The organism is Arthrobacter sp. PTI12 (assembly GCF_056679915.1).
The window spans coordinates 373,874-393,213 of record NZ_CM155256.1; the positions used below are offsets into that span (position 1 = coordinate 373,874).

Below are 19,340 nucleotides of genomic sequence, written 5' to 3' on the forward strand. Positions count from 1 at the left end.
ACGCGTCATGCGTCCATCAAAAGGATGACCCCTATTTGAAGTTTTCGTCGCCTAGTTGCTGCTTCGACACCGTCTAATCGGCAAGTAGGCGACAAAAACTCCCGGCGACGATGGCGCCCCCCCTTGCCTACCCGGGCCAGCCCTGGGAACGTAGTGCCCCGCGCGCCAGCGAAGTAATCCACTGCTCCCCCTTCCGAATATCCAGTTTGTTGAGCTTCACCTGAGCCCAGTCGGCTTCGCGGGTGCGCTGATCCCGCCGGGCGTCGTACTGCTGCTGTTCGGGCGTAAGGTGATGTCCGCCGTCGTACTCTATGCAGGTCTTGAACTCATGGCAGCCGAGGTCCGCCCAGACGGGAAGGCCAATCTCGGTGTCGATCCGGCAATTGGGGACGAAAACGGGCAGACCGGCACGGCCGAGCATCAGCCGAATCTGGGTCTCGGGGGGCGAATCGACTCCGGGCTCAATCAGGTCGATCGCAAGCCGTGCCGCCCGGATACCGTGAATTTTGCTCGTGTGCTCAACCAGTTTTCGAAGTCCAGCGACAGGAATCATGGGGTGGCGAGGCTCTCCGAAATGGCGGTGGTGCTCGCTGACAATCGAATCACCCGCAGCCACCAGGTCATCAAGGTGCAACAGAGTTCCCAGATCGACGAAGGTGCGGAAGACACTTGTAACTGGCAACCCGTTTATGATCACTGTGTCTTCTGCTCTTAGCGCCAGTCGATGACTGACAACCCCGTTCCGACGGGTAAGAGAGCCGCGTGCAGGGCGTGCGAGATGCAGCACATCCTCGTGTTGACCCGGCACGGCAATGCCGTGAAGCCTCGCGGCACTCACGTGACTGACACAGGAGCCCGGATTGAGCTGTATGAAGGCTTCGGCGCGACTGAGAACGTCAGCGTTCTGACCGACAGCTTCACGGATGCCTCTCGTGGGCGCAGTCAGGTCCTTCGCACGGAGCCGCGAATAGGGGATTTCGTGGGCCATCGACTCCTGCACCGTGAACGGGCGCTGATCCAGTGGAGAAGGTAGGGGATGAGGTTGTTTCATCATCCTTTGATGCCACGCCGCACTCAGGAAAAATCAGCCGTGCCCGGGTATGTGGATATCTTGAGTCATATCCGCGCCCCTTCCCGAGTTTTTGTCGCCTACTTGCTGCTTTCGCCGCCTCTACGCCTCAACAAGGCGACAAAAACTTTCAGGGGGCGACGGGAATCACGGCAAGCGACTGCGGCCTCCCTGGCACCGCAAGCTCCTGCTGCTCGAACGTTTCGAGATCGACAAGGGTGACACCGGGCCAGAAACCGTCCCGGGTGTAGCCCCCGGAGAGCAGCGCATAGGCCTCGCCGGTCGCGGGATCGGTCCACGGCACCACGGTCTCGTGCAACCGGTCCAGCGGCACGATTCGCTCAGCGTTAGTTTCGGTGTCCCGGACCGTGAGGTTCGGAGATCCGGTGGCATTGCCGAATGCCCCCGTTCCGATCACAAGGAGGGTGCCGTCAACCAGAGCCGTTCCGTGCTGATGCGAGTTGGCGGTCATCTCCTCCACGGAGACAGCACCCGAGGCCGGGTTGACGATGGCGAGCGCCAGGCCCTGATAGGGCAGAAGGAGGTTCCCGGCGTCGTCAATTGCGCCATAGTGCGGCTTCTCCCAGGAGGCCAGGCCGCCCTGCGTGCCGAACGGCGCTACCTCGATTCGCCGCACGATGAGGGTTTCGGTATTGACGACGTGGACCGAAAAGGAATCATGGTCGATCGTGTAGACCTCAGAGCCGTCGGCGGAGAGCAGGATGTCAAACGGCCGCAGTCCCACCTCAACGGTACCGATGGTCCGCCCTTCCTGGACATCCACCTTCTCCAGCGCTGAGGTGCCGTCCGCCCGGAGCACCGCCACATAAACCGTGCTTCCGTCCGCGCTCACGGCAATACCCGTACCGCCTGGCCGATACTCCCCCTGCGAGATGGAACCGGCCGGATTCACATACGGGATCAGTGAAGTACGACGCCGCTCCACAAGGTCGACTACCGCCACTCCTTCGGCAGTGGAGACGAAGGCACGCGTGTCGCTCACCGCGACATCCCAAGGTGCCTGCCCGACGGGAATCCGCTGCTCAACGGGACTGCCCGAATCTGCGGGATTGATGACCAGAAGGTCCGCTCCTGCCGCGTCGGTAGCAAGGACCATGGATTCCCGTGGTGACGGCAGTGGGGTCGGCTTTGCTGAGGGAGATTGACCAGAGGTGGGCACGTCCATGCTGGAAGGGGTGGCCGCCGGTTGAGGGGCCGAACTCGTGGCGCTCGGGATAGGCACCGCTGTGCAGGCTGTCAGAAACAACAGGCACAGAATGGCGACGGCGCTGCGAAACATGCACCCATTGTCCCGCGAAAGGCGCATCGGCGGCAGCCCCGGTGGGCTGCCGCCGTCGACGGCTGATCTGTTACCGGGAACTGATGGACTTGAACTTCTTCACTGAGAGCGGCACGAAGATGGCAAGCATCACGATGATTCCCAGTATTACGGTGATGATCGGGTTCTGCAGGGTCCATGCGGTGGGCTCAGGGAAGTCGGGGTTTGTGTTCCCGAACAGTTGGCGCGCCGATTCCACAAGGGCTGACACCGGGTTCCACTCAGCGATGTTCTTCAGAACCTCCGGCAGGGTATGGATGGGAACGAAGGCGTTCGAGATGAACGTCAGCGGGAACAGGATCATGAAGGACGCGTTGTTGATGACCTCCGGGCTGCGGACGCTCATCCCGAGAAGGGCCATCACCCAGCTGAAGGAGTAGGAAAACAGCAGCAGGACCGCCACGCCGCCCAGGAAACCCCACACCGAGGTGGTGACCCGCCAACCGACCAGCCAGCCGGTGCCCATCATGATCATCATCGAAATGCTGTTGATCACGAGGTCACCGTTGGTACGGCCGATGAGCACTGCTGCAGGGCTCATCGGCAGCGTACGGAAGCGGTCGATGATGCCGTCCTTCAGGTCCTGTGCCATGGCTGCCCCGGAGAACGTCGAGCCGAAAATCACGGTCTGGGCAAAGATCCCGGCCATCAGGAAGTTCACGTAGTCGGGCACATTCATTGCGCCGGCATAAACCTGGCTGAACAGGAGTACAAACATGATGGGCTGGAGGATGGTGAAGACGAGGATCTCCGGCACGCGCCTGATCTTGATCAGGTTGCGGCGTGTGGCGATCCAGCCGTCCGAGAACAGTTGGGCGAGAGGCGACCCTACGCTCTCGTAGGCGGGCTGGCTGACCGCGGTCATTGGGCTTTCTCCATTTCGGCGTCATTCTTGCTGGTCTCGTCTTCGGCCCGGTGGCCGGTGAGCTTGAGGAAGACGTCATCAAGCGTGGGCCGGCGCATACCGGCGTCGTGCAGTTGGATGTTTGCCTGGCCCAGATCGGAAAGCACGTACTGCAGCGCGCGTGGTCCGTCGACGACGGACACCTCCACGGTGCGGTCGCTGACGGTAGGAGTGCCGTCACCGTGACGCGCGAGGATTTCACGGGCCGCGCCGGCGTCTGCTTCATCCACCAGCGTCACGACCACCCGGTGTCCGCCGATCTGCGCCTTCAGTTCATCCGAAGTGCCCTCGGCGATGACCTTACCGCCGTCAATCACGGCAATGTCATCTGACAGGTGGTCCGCCTCCTCAAGATACTGGGTGGTCAAGAGCAGCGTGGTCCCGTCATTCACCAGCTGGGAGATGATCTCCCACAGCGCGAGCCTGCTTCGTGGATCCAGTCCGGTAGTCGGCTCGTCAAGGAAAAGGATTTTCGGGTTGATGACCAGCGCTCCGGCGAGGTCAATACGACGGCGCATGCCGCCGGAGAATCCCTTGACCGGCCGGTTCCCGGCTTCCGTGAGCTCGAACTGGTCAATCAACTCCTGTGCCCGCTTGCGTGCGGTCTTCGCGCCGAGATGGTAGAGCCTGCCCACCATCTCCAGATTCTCGAACCCGGTGAGATTTTCATCGACCGCCGCATACTGACCGGATGCTCCGATGATCCGCCGGGCCGCTTTGGGGTTGTTCACGACGTCGATGCCGTCGATATGTGCTGTGCCTTCGTCAGGCTTGATCAGGGTGGTAAGTACCTTGACCGCCGTTGTCTTGCCAGCGCCGTTGGGCCCGAGCAGAGCCTTCACGGTCCCCTGCGGGACCGAAAGGTTGAGGCCCGCCAGTGCATGCACCGGGCCGCTCTTCGATTTGTAGGTCTTGGTCAGGCCTTCAGCCTGGATAATCGTCATGGGTCAACCCTAGGTTTTCGGAATTACGGGAAGAAGGAGATTGCGGACAGCTTTGGTCCGCGACCCGGTGGCGGCAAATTGTGCCGCTGAGCGATGTCATAAGGAGTGTGTGGCTCCTAGGAAAACAGCATGTAGACACCGTATACATTTCTTATCCTGACGGCAACGGTTTTCTTTGTACCAACCGCATTCATCGGGACTGCAGCGAGTCCAGCGCAACCGCCATAGCTGCCGCGAGTCTCCAGTCGAGACGTCCGCCGGGAACATTAACGTCATACCTGTCCCGCAGTGAAGCGCGCCGCTCCGAAGTCAGGACAAGCTGGCCCGTCGGATCGCGGAAATCGAAGTGGAACAGGAAGGGCGCCGGGATGGCGTCCAGGAACGGCACAATCTCCCACACACGGCGAGCGATCGCGACGCCCTGGCTCCGTTCGCTGCCCACTGCCTGAATTCCGGGTGCTTCAAGCTCCCAGGTGGAACGCAGCAGCGAGGATCCGAAGTTCTTGCGAAAGCTGCCCAGCGGGCTTCCCTGCGCATCGAGCACATCATAGGTTGCTCCCAGGTCAAGACGCCGTCGAGCCTTGAAGGAGAATAGCTGCGTCTTCTTCGACTCGTCCGTGAAAAACCTAACCTCTTCCTTGAAGGCAGCCCGCTTCTGTTGCGCAAGAGCCATGAGCGCCCCCGGATTTCCGTCTGGATCGACGGATCGGACCTCGTACCGATTGACCATGAGGGTGACCTTCTGGGTTACTGAAAATCGCTCGATCGGCGGCTGGGAGTTCATCTGATTCTTTCGTCGTTGTCTGTAGTTGCGACCGCTCTGCGGGCAGCCGTTCTGAGCCTAGCTACCTGAGGTCCCTGCCGACGTCGTCCTGAGGGAGTATCTCTGCCCAATGAGCGGCCGTACCGGGGAAATGACGGCCGTGCCGGGAATCCGGAGCTCTTGACGACCTTCATCCGCGGGTCGAGAGTTACTACATGACGTCCCTTCTGGGCGCCGCTCAATTGGCTCGCCGCATACGCGGCGGCCATTCATAGGAAGGCGAAGGCAATGGACGCAATGATGTGGGTCTGGATCATCATCGGGATCCTCGTGGTGCTGCTCATCATCGGACTGATCGTATTCCTTGGACGGAAGCGCAAGCACGCACACGACCAGGAGAAGCGCCGGAAAGACCACGAGCACGCAAACGAGATTCGGGAAGAGGCGCACGCCAAGGACCTGGAAGCCCGTGAGCGTGAGGCACGCGCCGCCCGCGCTGACGCCGATGCCCAGCAGGCCGAGGTGGACGCCGAAAGACTGCGCAAGGAAGCGGAACAGCGGCAGAACGATGCCCAGGGCCTGCGCCGGGAAACCGAAGAACGCGCGCGCCACGCGGATGAGATCGATCCTGACGTACGCAACGACCAGGGGACGCGCAGCGTTAGGAAGAACGGCGCCGATCCCGGCCGGCCCGGACGTCACTGACAGCTGGGCCGCTGACCGCGCCGCTCCGTCATCAGGATCGGATGCCGGCGCCCCTCGGTTCGCCCGCGGGGCGCTCGGCCGCGGCAGGCGCCACAAGGAACGACGCCAATACAGCCACTCCGACGGCGAGCAGGGCATTCCGGATTCCCATCTGGTCACCGAGGAATCCGAGCAGCGGAGGCCCAGCGAGGAATGCCGTGTACCCGATCGTGGAAACCACCGACACGCGGGCAGCAGCCAGGCGCGGTTCGTCCGCAGCGGCAGACATTCCCATGGGGAACCCGAGCGCGGCGCCCGTTCCCCACAGAACCGCTCCGACTCCGGCAAGAAGCACAGTGGGTGCAAAGACGAAGAGCACCAGGCCGGCCAGCGACGACGCAAGGCTCACCTGCAGCACCCGCACCCGCCCGAACCGGTCGATAAAGCCGCCGCCAACGAAGCGGAAGAGGGTCATTGAGGCTACAAACACGCCGAACATCAGCGCACCGACGGCTTCAGTGGAACCAAGGCCGTCCACTGTTGCCTTCGCCACCCAGTCGTTTGCAGCACCTTCAGTGAGCGCTGCACCGAGCACTACCAGCCCGATGAGGAGCGTGCGCGGCTCCTTCCAGGCGGCAAATCCGCCGGAAGGGGAGGTCTCGGCGTCGTCATGTTTCCCGGCGTGAGGGTCCTCAGGCAGGAAGTAACGCGGAATCCACAGCGAAATAATGAGTACCAGCACCGCAACCACCGCCAGGTGGGTTGATAGCTCTACGCCTGCGGCCGCGAGACCGGCTCCAGTGAGCGCGCCGATGAAGGCACCACCGCTAAAGGCCGCGTGGAACTTCGGCATGATGGTGCGCATGAGCCGGCGTTCGACGTCGGCGCCTTCCAGGTTCTGCGCAACATCCCAGAGGCCTATACCAAGGCCGAAAATGAAGAGGCCGACGGCGGCAACCACCACGGATTGCGTGACGAGTCCGCCGGCAATGGTGGAGGCGGCGATAGTGGCAGCCACTCCGCCCAGCCTCACGGTGTTCGCTGTCCCGATCCGTGCGGCGATCCCGCCCGACAACGGCAACGACACCATGGACCCGATCGCCGCAACAAGCAGCAGCGCGCCCGTCTGGCCGTCGCTCAGCCCCAGCGTGTCCGACGCAGATGGAATCCGGGCCGCCCAGCTGGCGAATACGAGGCCGTTGAGACCGAAGATAGCGAAGGTAGCCCACATGGCTGAATTGACGTTGCTCTGCACCTCTAAACCGTAGGCGCACGGGCTCGGAAGGGGCTACCCAGGGCAGGCAGTGTGATGGAGATGACAACAGGTTGCCGCCGCTACGGTGGCGGACCGCACTGAAACCCCGGGCAAAAGAAACACGCCCGGCTCGACGTACCGCTAATCCTCGAAGCTGAGGGTGAGCTGGTCTCCATCAATCTGCACGGCCGCGCTGAAGTAGAGGCTCGCGGTGTCTTCTTCCGGCTCCCATTCGGCCGGCTCGTCGTCCTGCCACTGAGTGTTCCGCTCATAGGTGGCAGTCATCTCGCCTTCCGTGGCGTACAGCGCCAGGGACCCATCCCAATTCTCCGACACCTCGAACTCAGGCTCCTGGGTAATTGTCCAGCTGAAATTGCGATAGTCCTCGTCGTCGCCAAACGTGAACGCTCTGTTCGGGCAGTCCTCGGGCGCCGCCTCTGTGGAGTCGGCGCAGGTCTGAAGGAATTCCCTCGCCTGAGCCACCGCATCTTCCGTCACTGCATCCGTCATGGAGCGCTGGAAAAGGGCCCCTTCCCCAACACTGCTTGCCGGATCAGCCGACACTGTAATGGTTTGCTCCTCCCCCAACGTCACATATTTGGTGCCTTCCGGCGGAGTCAGCACATAGTCGCCCGGCAGGACCGGCAATGAGAACGCGCCTGGAGCCTGCTGGCCGAGCTGTTGGGACAGCTCCACGTCCACGCCGTTTACCGTCACCATGTCCACGCCTTCAGGCACTTGGATCGGCAAGGTCCAGGACGTCCCGCGGGTCACCGTCCAGTTGTGGAAGAACAGCGCCGTTCGCTCTGCCTTCTCCAGGGTGAAGATAAGTGGCACCCTTTTGGCATCCTGGGTTACCTCCGCCGTAACGGTCGCCAATTCACCCGAGAACTCGACGTCGCGAATCTCATGGTCGGTTATGCGGTTCTGAGCAGCACCGAAGATGCCGTCATCCAGCAGCAACCGCTCCTCGGACGTCACATTTGGATCATGCAGCGCTACCGCTGCGCTCGCATCCCCCTCCTCGAGCGCCTTGAGGTACTTCTCAACGTGCGCTTGGGGCCCATAGGTTGTGGCGCTCAGAATGTTGAACGCAACAGTGGCAGCCACAATCAGGAGGATGACGATTCCCGCGATTGCTGTGCCAATCCGCAGCCTTTTCTTGGCATGGGCGGTTAATGGTTTGGTCTCCCGCCCGCAGGCACCCGGCACCTCCTCCACCTGGCGCCCGGTATCAGTGCCGGCGACTGCGGAGTCGGCGGTTGCTGTGGGACCGGAGAACCAGCGGTGGATAATGGCGGGCAGGAAAGGCACTGCCACCGGGGCCAGGTATCGTCCCGAAACTTCAATTGCGGCTCCCCACAAACCCATGATCAGCGGCGTCCAGAGAGCCAGTGCCAGAGTGCCCGAAAATGACAATGCGCCGCCCCTGACACCGAAGACCACTGAGGTGAACAGAGTGATTAGGAGCCCACCCACCAGAAAGATGGCCGGCAGGATGGCCCATGACATCCAACCCTCCCGTTGGCGGTAGGAGGCTCGCGCAGCTGCCCAGGCGATCGATGCGACGAAAGCGATCGTGATGGCTAACAGGATAAGCAGCAGGGCGGCCCACCATGGGAGATCAAAAACCGTCATGGAATCTGTGCCCTGGCTGGTGGCGTTGCTGACGGAAGACAGATGCCCGATTCCGTAGGCCCAGCCGGCGGCGGTGGGTAGCCAGAGCGGTGCTGAGAACGCCGCTGCTGCTCCGCCTTTCACCGTGGCAAAGATGAACAGTACAAGCCCGCTCACGAGCGTGTAGGCCATGTAATGGAGGCAGAAGATCCTCACGCCCGCCAGTATCTCCGCGCCTGCGCGTCGCCTCGCGGTTGCTTGCAGAAGGCCGTGTGTAGTCGCCGACCCGTGATGATGTCCCAAGCGACTGCCGAGTGTTCCGATGGCAAGGGCCCCGAAGAACAATGGCAAGGAGGCGCTCGTAAGGACAGCAGACATGCCGTTCTCGGAGATCCGGACTGCGAAGAGGAAGCTAAGCAACAGGCCAACGAGTGCAAGTGTCAGTCCGCTGACCGCCGAAAGCATCCACGCCTGCGTACTGGTGATACTTGTTTGGCTTCGAGCGCTCCGCCTACCAAGGAACCACAGCGTGAGTACCGCGATTCCCGTCAGAGCGAGCGGGACGCCCCAGCCTACAGCGCCTATTTGCAGCGGCATCCCGAGGACATTAAGACCCAGATCGGCGTGTAGGGCTCCCATCATCGCCATGCCGGCGAGCTGAAATGGGAGTGCGAGTAAAAGAAAAGCGCCGCCAACGTCCGAGGGCGTCTCCACTCCCACGTACTCATCGAGGGAGGCCTGCAGGTCCTGTGCTGAAAGAACCAGGCCCAGAGCAACCAGCAGTAAGACTGCGAATGCTGCGAAAACTGTGACGCCGTACGCGATGACCCCGGCCAAACCCGCGCTCAACCAACGGCTGTGCCCGATGTCCCTGAAACCTCCGCCAACTGGCAACGGATCAACGGGCCGCTCTGACGATGACGGAGCCGATACGCGCGGAGTGGCTGGCGGCAGCGGCGGAAGGGCAGGCCGATCGACGGATTCTGGATTCATGGTTGTCCCCCAACGAAAGAATGATGAGGACGATCACTAATTTGCCCCCGGAGACAATTTACTATGAGCGGCCAGTGCCCCGGGTAGTGCTGTGGATAAGTGTCAAGCCTTGTCCTAGCGCGACCGCTGCACTCTGCCTTCGTCCCACACAGGAGCTTCCGATTCATACACCTTGCCGTCCTCGCCGAAGACGAGGAAGCGGTCAAAACTCCGCGCGAACCAGCGGTCGTGGGTTACGGCCAGCACGGTTCCCTCGAACGCGTCTATAGCGCGTTCCAGGGCTTCGGCTGAATGGAGATCGAGGTTGTCCGTGGGCTCGTCGAGGAGCAGGAGCGTGGCGCCGGACAGTTCGAGGAGCAGGATCTGCAGCCGTGCCTGCTGCCCGCCGGAAAGCGAGTCATACAGCTGTTCCGACTGCCCTGCCAGCCCGTAGCGGTCCAGTACTCCCGACGCCGCCTCCCGGCCGAGGCCCGATCGGTGATCGTCGCCGCGGTGCAGGATGTCGAGCAGGCTCCGGCCCAGCAGGTCCGGACGCACATGGGTCTGGGCGAAGAACCCAGGGCGAATGCGCGCACCCAACTTCACCACGCCGGTGTGAGGCACGGGTGCGATGCTCACCTCGGACACCGGTTCATGTTCTTTCTCCGGATCGGTGCCGCCGGCGGCGAGGAGGCGAAGGAAGTGGGACTTGCCGGACCCGTTGGAGCCCAGCACTCCGACGCGGTCACCGAACCAGATCTCGGTGCTGAACGGCTTCATCAGCCCGGTCAGCTCCAGTCTCTGCGCGACGACGGCCCGCTTGGCTGTGCGGCCACCCTTGAGCCGCATGTTCACGTTCTGCTCGATCGGGATCGCTTCCGGCGGCCCTGCCTCCAGGAATTTCGCCAGGCGCGTCTGGGCGGCGTGGTAGCGATTAGCCATGTCCGAGCGGAACGCGGCCTTGTTCTTGTACATGTTCACGAGCTCTTTGAGCTTGATGTGCTCCTCATCCCAGCGTCGCCGCAGTTCCTCAAAGCGGGCGTTGCGGTCCGTCCGGGCCTGCAGGTAGGTGCTGAAACCTCCACCGTGCACCCAGCTGGAGGCGCCGAGTGCGCCGGGTTCCAGCGTGACGATCCGGGTAGCCGCATTGTCCAGCAGCTCGCGGTCGTGGCTGACAAAGAGGACCGACTTGCTGGACTCGTTGAGCTTCGCTTCGAGCCACCGTTTGCCGGGTACGTCGAGGTAGTTGTCCGGCTCGTCGAGGAGGAGCAGTTCGTCTGGACCGGAGAACAGCGCCTCCAGGACGAGCCGTTTCTGTTCTCCTCCGGATAACGACGACGCCGCGCGGTACTGTGCGCGATCATACGGAACGCCCAACGCAGCCATCGTCACTTCATCCCAGGTGGTTTCGAGCTCATAGCCGCCGGCGTCTCCCCAATCGGCAATCGCCTGGGCATAACGCATCTGGGTGGGTTCGTCGTCGTGCTCCATCATTGCGAGCTCAGCGTCGTCGATCTTTTTCGCGGCCGCTGCAAGCACCGGCGGCGCAGCGGAGACGAGCAGGTCCCGCACCGTGGTGTCATCGCGGACCTGGCCCACGAACTGGCGCATGATGCCCATACTGCCGGAGCGGGTGATGGCCCCCTCATCGGCGGTGATATCGCCGGCAACAATGCGAAGGAGCGTGGTCTTTCCGGTGCCGTTGGGACCGATCAGGGCAGTCTTGTGGCCCTCGCCGACCTTGAAGGTGACGCCGTTGAGCAACTGGCGGCCGTCGGAAAGAAAGTAGTCGATGTTGGAAATGTCGAGGTGCGCCACGCTCCCAGTCTTCCACCCGCATCCAGTGAGCCGAAATAGGGTCTCATCCGTGGGTAGACACTCGAGTGCGAGGATGGGAGCGTGATTCCAATAACTCCCCAGCGGGTGGTGTTCTTCGGCGTGACCGGATCCGGGAAAACAACAGCGGCTGAGCGCTATGCCGCTGCGACCGGGTTGCCGCTGACATCCGTAGACTCGGACATCGGGTGGCTTCCGGGATGGGCGGAGCGGGATCCCGCCGAGCAGCTCCGCATGGTTGAGGAAATCGCCTCGCGGGATGCCTGGGTGCTGGACAGCTTCTACCGGAAGTGGTCAGACCACCTGATTCCGCGCGCTGAAGTCATCGTTGCGCTGGATTATCCGCGCTGGCTCTCGCTGTCCCGGCTGGTCCGCAGGACGCTGCGGCGCATGGTGCTGCGGGAAGAGGTCTGCAACGGGAACACGGAGACCTTCCGCCGCGTCATCGCACACGACTCGATCATTCGGTGGCACTTCACGTCCTTCGCCAGCAAGCGCCGGAGGATTCTTGAATATCAGGACGCCGGGTTGCCAGTGCTTCGCTTCACCAGACCGCGGGATCTGGAGCAATGGCTCAGGTCCTATGAGAGGTGACGGCCTAATTCATCGAACGATGAGCTCGCTCACGCAAAGTAGCGCGCTAAAAATCGGTGCAGGAGGAGCTGCAGTCGGATCGGTCATCCCGACCCTCGGCGCCATCATTCCCGCGGCAGTCGGTGTGGACATCGACGTGGTGATGCAGGATGCCCGCGACCTCGTGCGCAACCGGCACACGCTGCGCCAGATCGTGAACGTCAAGGCTGACTGAGCCGCAGCTCAGTTCCTGGGCAGTCCCTGGAACCCAATCAGCATTCCACGACGTTCAAGGCCAGCCCGCCACGGGCGGTTTCCTTGTACTTGTCCATCATGTCCGCACCGGTTTCACGCATCGTCTTGATCGCAGCGTCAAGTGAGACGAAGTGCTGCCCGTCGCCGCGCACGGCCATGCGGGCTGCGGTGATTGCCTTCATCGCTCCCACGGCGTTGCGCTCGATGCACGGTATCTGCACCAGTCCGCCGACGGGATCGCAGGTCAAGCCCAGGTTGTGCTCAATGCCGATTTCAGCGGCGTTTTCGACCTGCTCGGGTGTGCCTCCCAACACCTCGGCCAGCCCCGCAGCGGCCATCGCGCACGCTGAACCAACTTCCCCCTGACAGCCGACCTCGGCACCCGAGATGGAGGCATTCTTCTTGAAGAGGGCACCGACAGCAGTGGCGGCGAGCAGGAAGCGGATAACGCCGTCGTCGTCGGCTCCCGGAACGAAGTCTGTGTAGTACTTCAGGACTGCCGGGATGATGCCGGCCGCGCCGTTGGTGGGAGCGGTCACCACACGACCGCCGGCCGCGTTTTCCTCGTTTACGGCAAGCGCGAACAGGGTGACCCACTCCATGGTGCTGAGGTGGTCACTGGGGTCAGCTTCCTTCTGAAGCAGTTCCAACTGCCGGGCAGCACGACGCCGGACATGCAGCCCACCGGGAAGAATGCCGCTGTTGGTCGACCCCCGCCGGATGGTGTCCTGCATGACGTCCCAGATCTCGAGCAGGCCGTTGCGGATCTCAGTCTCGGACCGGACGGCCAGTTCATTGGCCAGCACAATCCCGGAAAAGGACTTTCCCGTCGATGCTGCAAGGCCGAGCAACTGTTCGCCGGATTCAAACGGGTAGGGAATCGCGACGGTCTGTTCCGCGGACAGGTCGGTGCCGATCTGGTCCTCGTCCAGAACGAAACCCCCGCCCACCGAGTAGTATTCGCGGGCGAATAAGAGTATGCCCTCAGCGTTATATACCGAGAAGCGCATCCCATTGGTGTGGTAGTCCAGCCGCTGCTTGCGGTGCAGAACAAGATCTTTCTCCGGATCAAAAGCTACATCGTGGGAGCCGGCCAGACGAAGGGTCTTTGTTTTCGAGATTTCCTCCACACGAGGTTCAGCGCGTTCCGGATCGGTAAGGTGCGGCTGCTCGCCCTCGAGCCCCAGGATCACGGCCTTGACTGTTCCGTGCCCATGACCGGTTACGCCCAACGAACCGAACAGTTCAGCATCGACGTGCTGGACCTGTTCCAGCAGCCCCTGCTCCACCACCATCCGGGTGAAGAGAAAGGCCGCCGTCATGGGCCCGCCCGTGTGTGAACTGGACGGACCTATCCCGATTTTGAAGAGGTCGAAGGCGCTGATGGTCATGAGCGGCCCGGACGTTTGTAGAACGGCAGCTCAACGACGGTGAAACCCTCCGGACGTCCGCGCAGGTCAACCTGCAGTTCCGTGCCCGGTTCGCTCAACGCTGTGTCAACGTAAGCGAGGGCAACCGGGTACCCGAGGGTCGGGCTCGGAAGGCCGGACGTAACGGTACCTACGGTCTGTCCGTTCGAAACGACGTCGTACCCTGCACGGGCAGACCGGCGTCCGGTACCACGCAAACCGACCAGCTTTCGCTCCGGTGTTTCGGCCTTCAGCGGCTCCAGCACGGAGCGGCCCACGAAGTTCTCGGTCTTCTTCAGGCTGACGACACCGCCCAATCCCGCTTCAAACGGATTTGTCTCCAGGCCGAGCTCATGACCGTACAACGGCATGCCGGCTTCAAGGCGAAGCGAGTCCCGCGAGGCCAGCCCGCAGGGCGCCAGGCCATGGTTGGTTCCTGCCTCGGTCACGGCTTTCCACAGCTGTACGGCCTGCGCGTTCTCGATGAAAAGTTCAAAGCCATCCTCGCCGGTGTAGCCGGTGCGGGCGAGGAGGACCGGCTGACCGGCGAGCTCCACGCGAACGGCGGCGTAGTACTTGAGCGAGGTGATGGCGTCGCGGTCTGCAGCCGGCGCCATGCCGAGCAGGATCGCCTCCGCGTTCGGTCCCTGCACCGCGATGAGAGCGGTCTCCTCCGACTGATCCTGCACAGTGACATCGAAGTCGGCAGCACGCTGCTGCAGCTCGGCAGCAACCGTGTCGGAGTTCGAGGCGTTGGGCACCACAAGGAACTGGTCCTCGGCGAGACGGTACGTGATGAGGTCATCAATCACTCCGCCGCCCTCGGTGCAGATGAGGGAGTACTTGGCCTTCCCCACCGCCATGATCTCCATATTTCCCACGAGGGCATAGTTGAGGAAGCTGGCTGCCTGCGGCCCAGTGACCATCACCTCGCCCATGTGCGAAAGGTCGAAAATGCCGGCGGCCCGGCGAACCGTGTGGTGCTCTTCAAGTTCGCTGCGGTACTTCAGGGGCATCTGCCAACCGCCGAAGTCGGTGAATGCCGCACCGAGTTCCTGGTGCTGGGCATACAGCGCTGTCTGCTTTGTCATGGCGATCCCTTAGTCCTCGAAGTCTTCGATCGGCGGGCACGAGCACACGAGGTTCCTGTCACCGTGGGCGCCGTCGATACGGCGGACCGGCGGGAAGTACTTGTCGTGGCGCAGCGTCCGCAGCGGGAATGCAGCCAGTTCCCGGGAGTAGGCCTGCGACCACTCGTCACTGATGAGCGTCTGTGCGGTATGCGGTGCCTGGCGAAGCGGACTCTCCTCCAGCTGCCATTCGCCTGTTCCGACGCGGTCGATCTCGTGTCGGATGGCGATCATCGCCTCGACAAAACGGTCCAGTTCGCGCAGGTCCTCGGACTCCGTGGGCTCCACCATCAACGTGCCCGCTACCGGGAAGCTCAGCGTCGGGGCGTGGAAGCCGTAATCGATGAGGCGCTTGGCCACGTCTTCGGCTGTCACACCGGTCTTCGCGGTAAGTGCGCGAAGGTCCAGAATGCACTCGTGCGCCACGAGTCCGTTCTCACCCGAGTAGAGCACCGGGAAGTATTCATTGAGGCGGGCGGCGACGTAGTTCGCTGCAAGGAGCGCGGACTTCGTGGCTGCCGTCAGGCCCTCGCTTCCCATCAGCGCCACATAGGCCCAGGAAATCGGCAGTACGCCTGCTGAACCGAAGCGGGAGGCGGAGATAGGGACGCCGGCTGTGTTGCTGTTGTCTACACCAGCTGCGCTATTCGCATCTCCAGGCAGGAAGGGGGCAAGGTGCTCCGCCACTGCTACCGGCCCGACACCGGGACCTCCGCCGCCGTGCGGGATGCAGAACGTCTTGTGCAGGTTCAGGTGGGAAACATCACCACCGAACTCACCCGGCTTTGCTAGCCCGACCAGCGCGTTAAGGTTTGCGCCGTCGATGTAGACCTGACCGCCCGCGCCATGCACCTGGTCGCAGACCCAGCGGACGTCCTCCTCGAAAACGCCATGCGTGGACGGGTAGGTGATCATGATCGCAGACAGGGAATCCTTGTTCGCCTCGATCTTTGCCTGGAGATCATCGTGATCGATGTTGCCGTTTCCGGCTGTCTTGACCACAACCACCTTCATGCCGGCGAGCACAGCAGAGGCGGCGTTGGTGCCGTGTGCTGACGATGGGATGAGGCACACTGTGCGAGCCTCATCACCGCGTGAAAGATGGTACTTGCGGATGGCCAGCAGACCGGCGAGTTCGCCCTGGGAGCCGGCGTTCGGCTGAATCGACACCCTGGCGTAGCCGGTGATTTCAGCGAGACGGCCCTCCAGGTCATCAATCAGCTGGCGCCAGCCCTCGGTCTGGTGCTCGGGGGCGAACGGATGGATGGTTGCGAACTCGGGCCAGGAGATCGGTTCCATCTCAACCGTGGCGTTGAGCTTCATGGTGCAGGATCCCAACGGAATCATGGTGCGGTCCAGTGCCAGGTCGCGGTCCGAGAGACCGCGCAGGTAGCGCAGCATCTGGGTCTCTGAGCGGTGGAGGGAGAACACGGGATGGGTCATATAGGACGACGTCCGTTGCAGGTCAGCAGGGATTGCAGTCTCCGCGTCGGCTGACAGATTTACCCCGAAGATCTCGGCGATGGTTTCAAGGTGAGCGTCCGTGGTGGTCTCGTCACAGGAGATGCCGACGTGATCGGCATCGACCAACCGCAGGTTGATGCCGCGCTCCTCGGCCTTGCGGACAATGCTCTCGGACTGGCCCTCGACCTTCACGAGAAGGGTGTCGAAGAAGGACTCGTGGACCGTCCCTGGAACGGCTGCAGCGAGCCGCGCCGCCTTTCCATGGACACGTTCCGCGATCGCCTTCAGCCCGTCGGGACCGTGGTAAACGGCGTACATGCTGGCAACGATCGCGAGGAGCGCCTGAGCGGTACAGATGTTCGACGTAGCCTTCTCGCGGCGGATGTGCTGCTCACGTGTTTGCAGTGCAAGCCGGTAGGCGGGTGCGCCGTCGGAATCCTTCGACACCCCAACAAGGCGGCCGGGGAGCATGCGCTCCAGGCCCTTTCGAACGGCCATGTACGCAGCGTGTGGTCCGCCGAAGAACAGCGGCACACCGAAACGCTGGGCGGAGCCGACGGCGATATCCGCGCCCTGCTCCCCCGGAGGGGTGATCAGGGTCAGCGCTAGCAGGTCCGCTGCGACCGTCACCAGGGCGCCGCCGTCGTGCGCTTTCGCGACCATGTCCGTGTGGTTGCGGAGCGTGCCGGATGTCCCGGGCTGCTGGAGGACGACGCCGTTGATGTCGCCGTCCGGCAATCCCTTTGAGAGGTCAGCGATCTCGATATCAAAGCCCAGCGCCTCAGCGCGGCCCTGCACGACGGCGATGGTCTGGGGGAGGCATTCCGCGTCCAGGATGGTTCGTCCCTTGTTCTTGCCGGAGCGACGCATCAGGAGGACGGCCTCGGCAACGGCCGATGCTTCATCGAGCAGGGAGGCGTTGGCGATGGGCAGCGCAGTGAGGTCCTGGACCATCGTCTGGAAGTTCAGCAGGGCTTCAAGACGGCCCTGGGAGATTTCCGGCTGGTAGGGCGTGTAGGCGGTGTACCAGGCGGGAGCCTCAAGCACATTGCGGCGGATGACAGGAGGGGTGACCGTGTCGTAGTAGCCCTGACCGATCATCTGCACGGCGGTCTTGTTCTTCGCGGCGATGCTGCGCAGTTCCGCCAGGACCTCCGACTCGCTCAGCGCAGACGGAATGTCCAGGCCCTCGTTGATACGGATGCTCGCCGGCACCGCAACATCGACGAGTTTGTCCAGGCTGGGGTAGCCCAGGACCTTGAGCATCTGCTCGGCGTCGTCCGAGCGGGGACCGATGTGGCGGTCGGAGAAAGTTGATTCCGTCTGGTGCGTCATGAGGAACTCCGTGAATCAGTGTGCGTGCAGGGCGCGCGGACAGGTGGGTGGGTTCCTCCCCGCTCTGTCTTGGACCTGAGAGATTCCGTGAACACAGGGTTCACCTTGCACCGTCGGTGAGCACAACCTATCTTCAGCTGCGCTACTTTCCAGAGTTGCCTTTCCGCTGCGGTGCTGGGCCTGAGAGATTCCTGGGGAGGGTTTGCTCCTACGGCGCCTGCCGGCTGTAGGTCAACGGCAGGACTCTCCCGCTGCGGGTCAAGGGCGTTTTATTACTGCGCTTTTCAGTTATGCGATCGTGATCAAGCTTACTCTTCGCTGAAATCGATCAGCAAAGGAGTGCGCTCACGATGACCTTCCCAACTGCGGCACCGGCAGCCCGAACACGTCCTTGAGTGCAAGTTTTGCCGCGTGATAACCGCCCATCCCGTGCACGCCCGGGCCGGGCGGGGTCGATGCTGAGCACAGATAGAGGCCCTTCCCCGGCATCCGCCAAGGGCGCGGCCCGAATGAGGGACGCGCCAGCAGCTGAGGGATGGTCACCGCGCCACCGCTGAAGTCACCGCCCACGTAATTGGCGTTGTACTGCTCAAGGTCAGCTGCAGTCATGACGTGTGAACGCACGACGACGTCGCGGAAGCCGGGCGCGAAACGTTCGATCTGCCGCACAATGGCCTCCGTCATGTCCCGCGTGGAACCGTTGGGCACGTGGCAGTAAGTCCACAGAACCTGCCGTCCGTGGGGTGCACGGGAAGAATCGAACAGGGAAGGCTGCGAAACCAGCACGTACGGTTTTTCCGGATGGCGTCCGGCGGCCACGTCGGCTTCCGACGCCGCCACTTCAGCCCGGGTTCCGCCCGCATGAACTGTGCCGGCCGCTCGTACTTCCTCGTTTGCCCACGGCACCGGCCCCGAGAGGATGAAGTCAACCTTGCAGGCGCCGTCCCCGAAGCGGAACCGGTCCAGCATTGAGACGTAGCCCTGCGGGAGGCGATCGCCTGCCAGGCCGCCAACAGCACCGGGTGAGACATCGAGCAGGACTGCCTTTGCTCCGTCGAACTCGCCGACCGATTCAATCCGACGGGCAGTGTGGACGGCGCCGCCATGTGCCCGGATGTCATCCGCCATAGCGTTGACCAATGCCTGGGATCCGCCAACCGGAATGGGCCATCCCACGGCATGCGCCAACGCTCCGAGGGTGAGCCCGGCACCTGCAGCCGCGAGTGTGGGCAGGGCAGCAACGGCATGTGCGGCAACTCCGGTAAACAATGCCGCCGCCTCTTCCGTCGAGAAGCGCAGGTTCCACAGGCCAGTCCCCTGCTCGAGCGTCCTTGAACCGAGCAGGGCGGCCGCGACTGGATGCCGCGGGACCCGCAGGAACTGGTTGAGCCCGGTATCGACCACCCCATCAATGTGCTGCACGAGCGGGCGCATCAGTCGCCGCCAGGCCTGTCCGTCCTTGTCCAGACCGAGCGCCGTACGCCCAAGATCGCGGTACGCGAGTCCAGCACGGCCATTGTCCAGCGGATTGGCGTACGACAGCTCGGGAACCACGAAGGGAATCCGTTCCCGGAGACCGAACTCCCGGAAGAAGGGTGACGCCAACGCCATCGGATGCACAGCCGAACAAATGTCATGCACGTGTTCCGGCTCAAGCAGCTCCATGGTGCGTGACCCGCCGCCGATAGCTCGTTCGGCCTCAAATATCTCCACGCTCAAGCCTGCACGTGCCATCACGACGCCGGCAGCCAGCCCATTGGGGCCGGCACCGACAATCGCGACGTCCGCCAT

The 19,340-nt window shown here is 62.8% G+C and carries 15 protein-coding genes and 2 riboswitches; of the genes, 3 read left to right on the forward strand and 12 right to left on the reverse strand.

Going from position 1 to position 19,340, the window contains the following annotated elements; all coding sequences use genetic code 11:
- Positions 1-127: 127 nt before the first annotated feature.
- The 5 genes from AC1MBU_RS01865 to AC1MBU_RS01885 form a co-directional block, all read right to left on the reverse strand.
- Positions 128-988 (reverse strand): PDDEXK family nuclease, encoded by an 861-nt coding sequence (locus tag AC1MBU_RS01865; RefSeq protein ID WP_277358531.1) that lies wholly within the window; start codon positions 986-988, stop codon positions 128-130.
- 211 nt (positions 989-1,199) lie between these two features.
- The gene (locus tag AC1MBU_RS01870; RefSeq protein ID WP_277358530.1) at positions 1,200-2,186 is read right to left on the reverse strand and encodes a YncE family protein; all 987 of its coding nucleotides are present in this window, start codon (positions 2,184-2,186) and stop codon (positions 1,200-1,202) included.
- A 253-nt stretch (positions 2,187-2,439) separates the two neighbouring features.
- The gene (locus tag AC1MBU_RS01875; RefSeq protein WP_346027768.1) at positions 2,440-3,273 is read right to left on the reverse strand and encodes an ABC transporter permease; all 834 of its coding nucleotides are present in this window, start codon (positions 3,271-3,273) and stop codon (positions 2,440-2,442) included.
- Positions 3,270-4,256, reverse strand: a complete 987-nt coding sequence (locus AC1MBU_RS01880) for an ATP-binding cassette domain-containing protein (RefSeq protein WP_277358528.1) — start codon at positions 4,254-4,256, stop codon at positions 3,270-3,272. Before AC1MBU_RS01880 ends, AC1MBU_RS01875 begins: the two co-directional genes overlap by 4 nt.
- Positions 4,257-4,446: 190 nt before the next feature.
- The gene (locus AC1MBU_RS01885; RefSeq protein WP_479788292.1) at positions 4,447-5,040 is read right to left on the reverse strand and encodes an LURP-one-related family protein; all 594 of its coding nucleotides are present in this window, start codon (positions 5,038-5,040) and stop codon (positions 4,447-4,449) included.
- Positions 5,041-5,307: 267 nt separating this feature from the next.
- On the opposite strand from AC1MBU_RS01885, the gene AC1MBU_RS01890 reads away from it, so the two are divergent.
- Positions 5,308-5,724: an EGFR-like transmembrane domain-containing protein gene (locus AC1MBU_RS01890; protein WP_479788293.1), complete on the forward strand. Its 417-nt coding sequence runs from the start codon at positions 5,308-5,310 to the stop codon at positions 5,722-5,724.
- A gap of 31 nt (positions 5,725-5,755) precedes the next feature.
- Here AC1MBU_RS01890 and AC1MBU_RS01895 read toward each other — a convergent pair whose 3' ends face one another.
- The 3 genes from AC1MBU_RS01895 to AC1MBU_RS01905 form a co-directional block, all read right to left on the reverse strand.
- Positions 5,756-6,934, reverse strand: a complete 1,179-nt coding sequence (locus tag AC1MBU_RS01895; RefSeq protein WP_479789707.1) for an MFS transporter — start codon at positions 6,932-6,934, stop codon at positions 5,756-5,758.
- A 165-nt stretch (positions 6,935-7,099) separates the two neighbouring features.
- Positions 7,100-9,568 carry a zinc ribbon domain-containing protein gene (locus AC1MBU_RS01900; protein WP_479788294.1) on the reverse strand — a complete coding sequence of 823 codons (2,469 nt, stop codon included), beginning with the start codon at positions 9,566-9,568 and terminating at the stop codon, positions 7,100-7,102.
- Positions 9,569-9,682: 114 nt separating this feature from the next.
- Positions 9,683-11,365: an ABC-F family ATP-binding cassette domain-containing protein gene (locus AC1MBU_RS01905; RefSeq protein ID WP_277358524.1), complete on the reverse strand. Its 1,683-nt coding sequence runs from the start codon at positions 11,363-11,365 to the stop codon at positions 9,683-9,685.
- 81 nt (positions 11,366-11,446) lie between these two features.
- Between AC1MBU_RS01905 and AC1MBU_RS01910 the strand changes: the two genes are divergently transcribed.
- Both AC1MBU_RS01910 and AC1MBU_RS01915 read left to right on the forward strand, forming a co-directional pair.
- Complete coding sequence (locus AC1MBU_RS01910) at positions 11,447-11,977, forward strand: P-loop NTPase family protein (protein WP_346027772.1); 531 nt, start codon at positions 11,447-11,449, stop codon at positions 11,975-11,977.
- A gap of 19 nt (positions 11,978-11,996) precedes the next feature.
- A complete protein-coding gene (locus AC1MBU_RS01915; protein ID WP_479788295.1) occupies positions 11,997-12,191 on the forward strand; it encodes a hypothetical protein in 195 nt (64 codons plus the stop codon).
- A 37-nt stretch (positions 12,192-12,228) separates the two neighbouring features.
- Here AC1MBU_RS01915 and AC1MBU_RS01920 read toward each other — a convergent pair whose 3' ends face one another.
- The 4 genes from AC1MBU_RS01920 to AC1MBU_RS01935 all read right to left on the reverse strand — a co-directional run bounded on the left by AC1MBU_RS01920 (position 12,229) and on the right by AC1MBU_RS01935 (position 19,340).
- Complete coding sequence (locus tag AC1MBU_RS01920; protein ID WP_479788296.1) at positions 12,229-13,602, reverse strand: L-serine ammonia-lyase; 1,374 nt, start codon at positions 13,600-13,602, stop codon at positions 12,229-12,231.
- The gene (gcvT, locus tag AC1MBU_RS01925; RefSeq protein ID WP_277358521.1) at positions 13,599-14,711 is read right to left on the reverse strand and encodes a glycine cleavage system aminomethyltransferase GcvT; all 1,113 of its coding nucleotides are present in this window, start codon (positions 14,709-14,711) and stop codon (positions 13,599-13,601) included. Before gcvT ends, AC1MBU_RS01920 begins: the two co-directional genes overlap by 4 nt.
- A 9-nt stretch (positions 14,712-14,720) precedes the next feature.
- Positions 14,721-17,549 (reverse strand): aminomethyl-transferring glycine dehydrogenase, encoded by a 2,829-nt coding sequence (gene gcvP / locus AC1MBU_RS01930; protein ID WP_277358520.1) that lies wholly within the window; start codon positions 17,547-17,549, stop codon positions 14,721-14,723.
- 54 nt (positions 17,550-17,603) lie between these two features.
- A riboswitch (glycine riboswitch) is annotated at positions 17,604-17,707 on the reverse strand.
- A 1-nt stretch (position 17,708) separates the two neighbouring features.
- A riboswitch (glycine riboswitch) is annotated at positions 17,709-17,810 on the reverse strand.
- An 84-nt stretch (positions 17,811-17,894) separates the two neighbouring features.
- On the reverse strand, positions 17,895-19,340 hold the full coding sequence (locus tag AC1MBU_RS01935) for a phytoene desaturase family protein (RefSeq protein WP_479788297.1): 1,446 nt from the start codon (positions 19,338-19,340) through the stop codon (positions 17,895-17,897).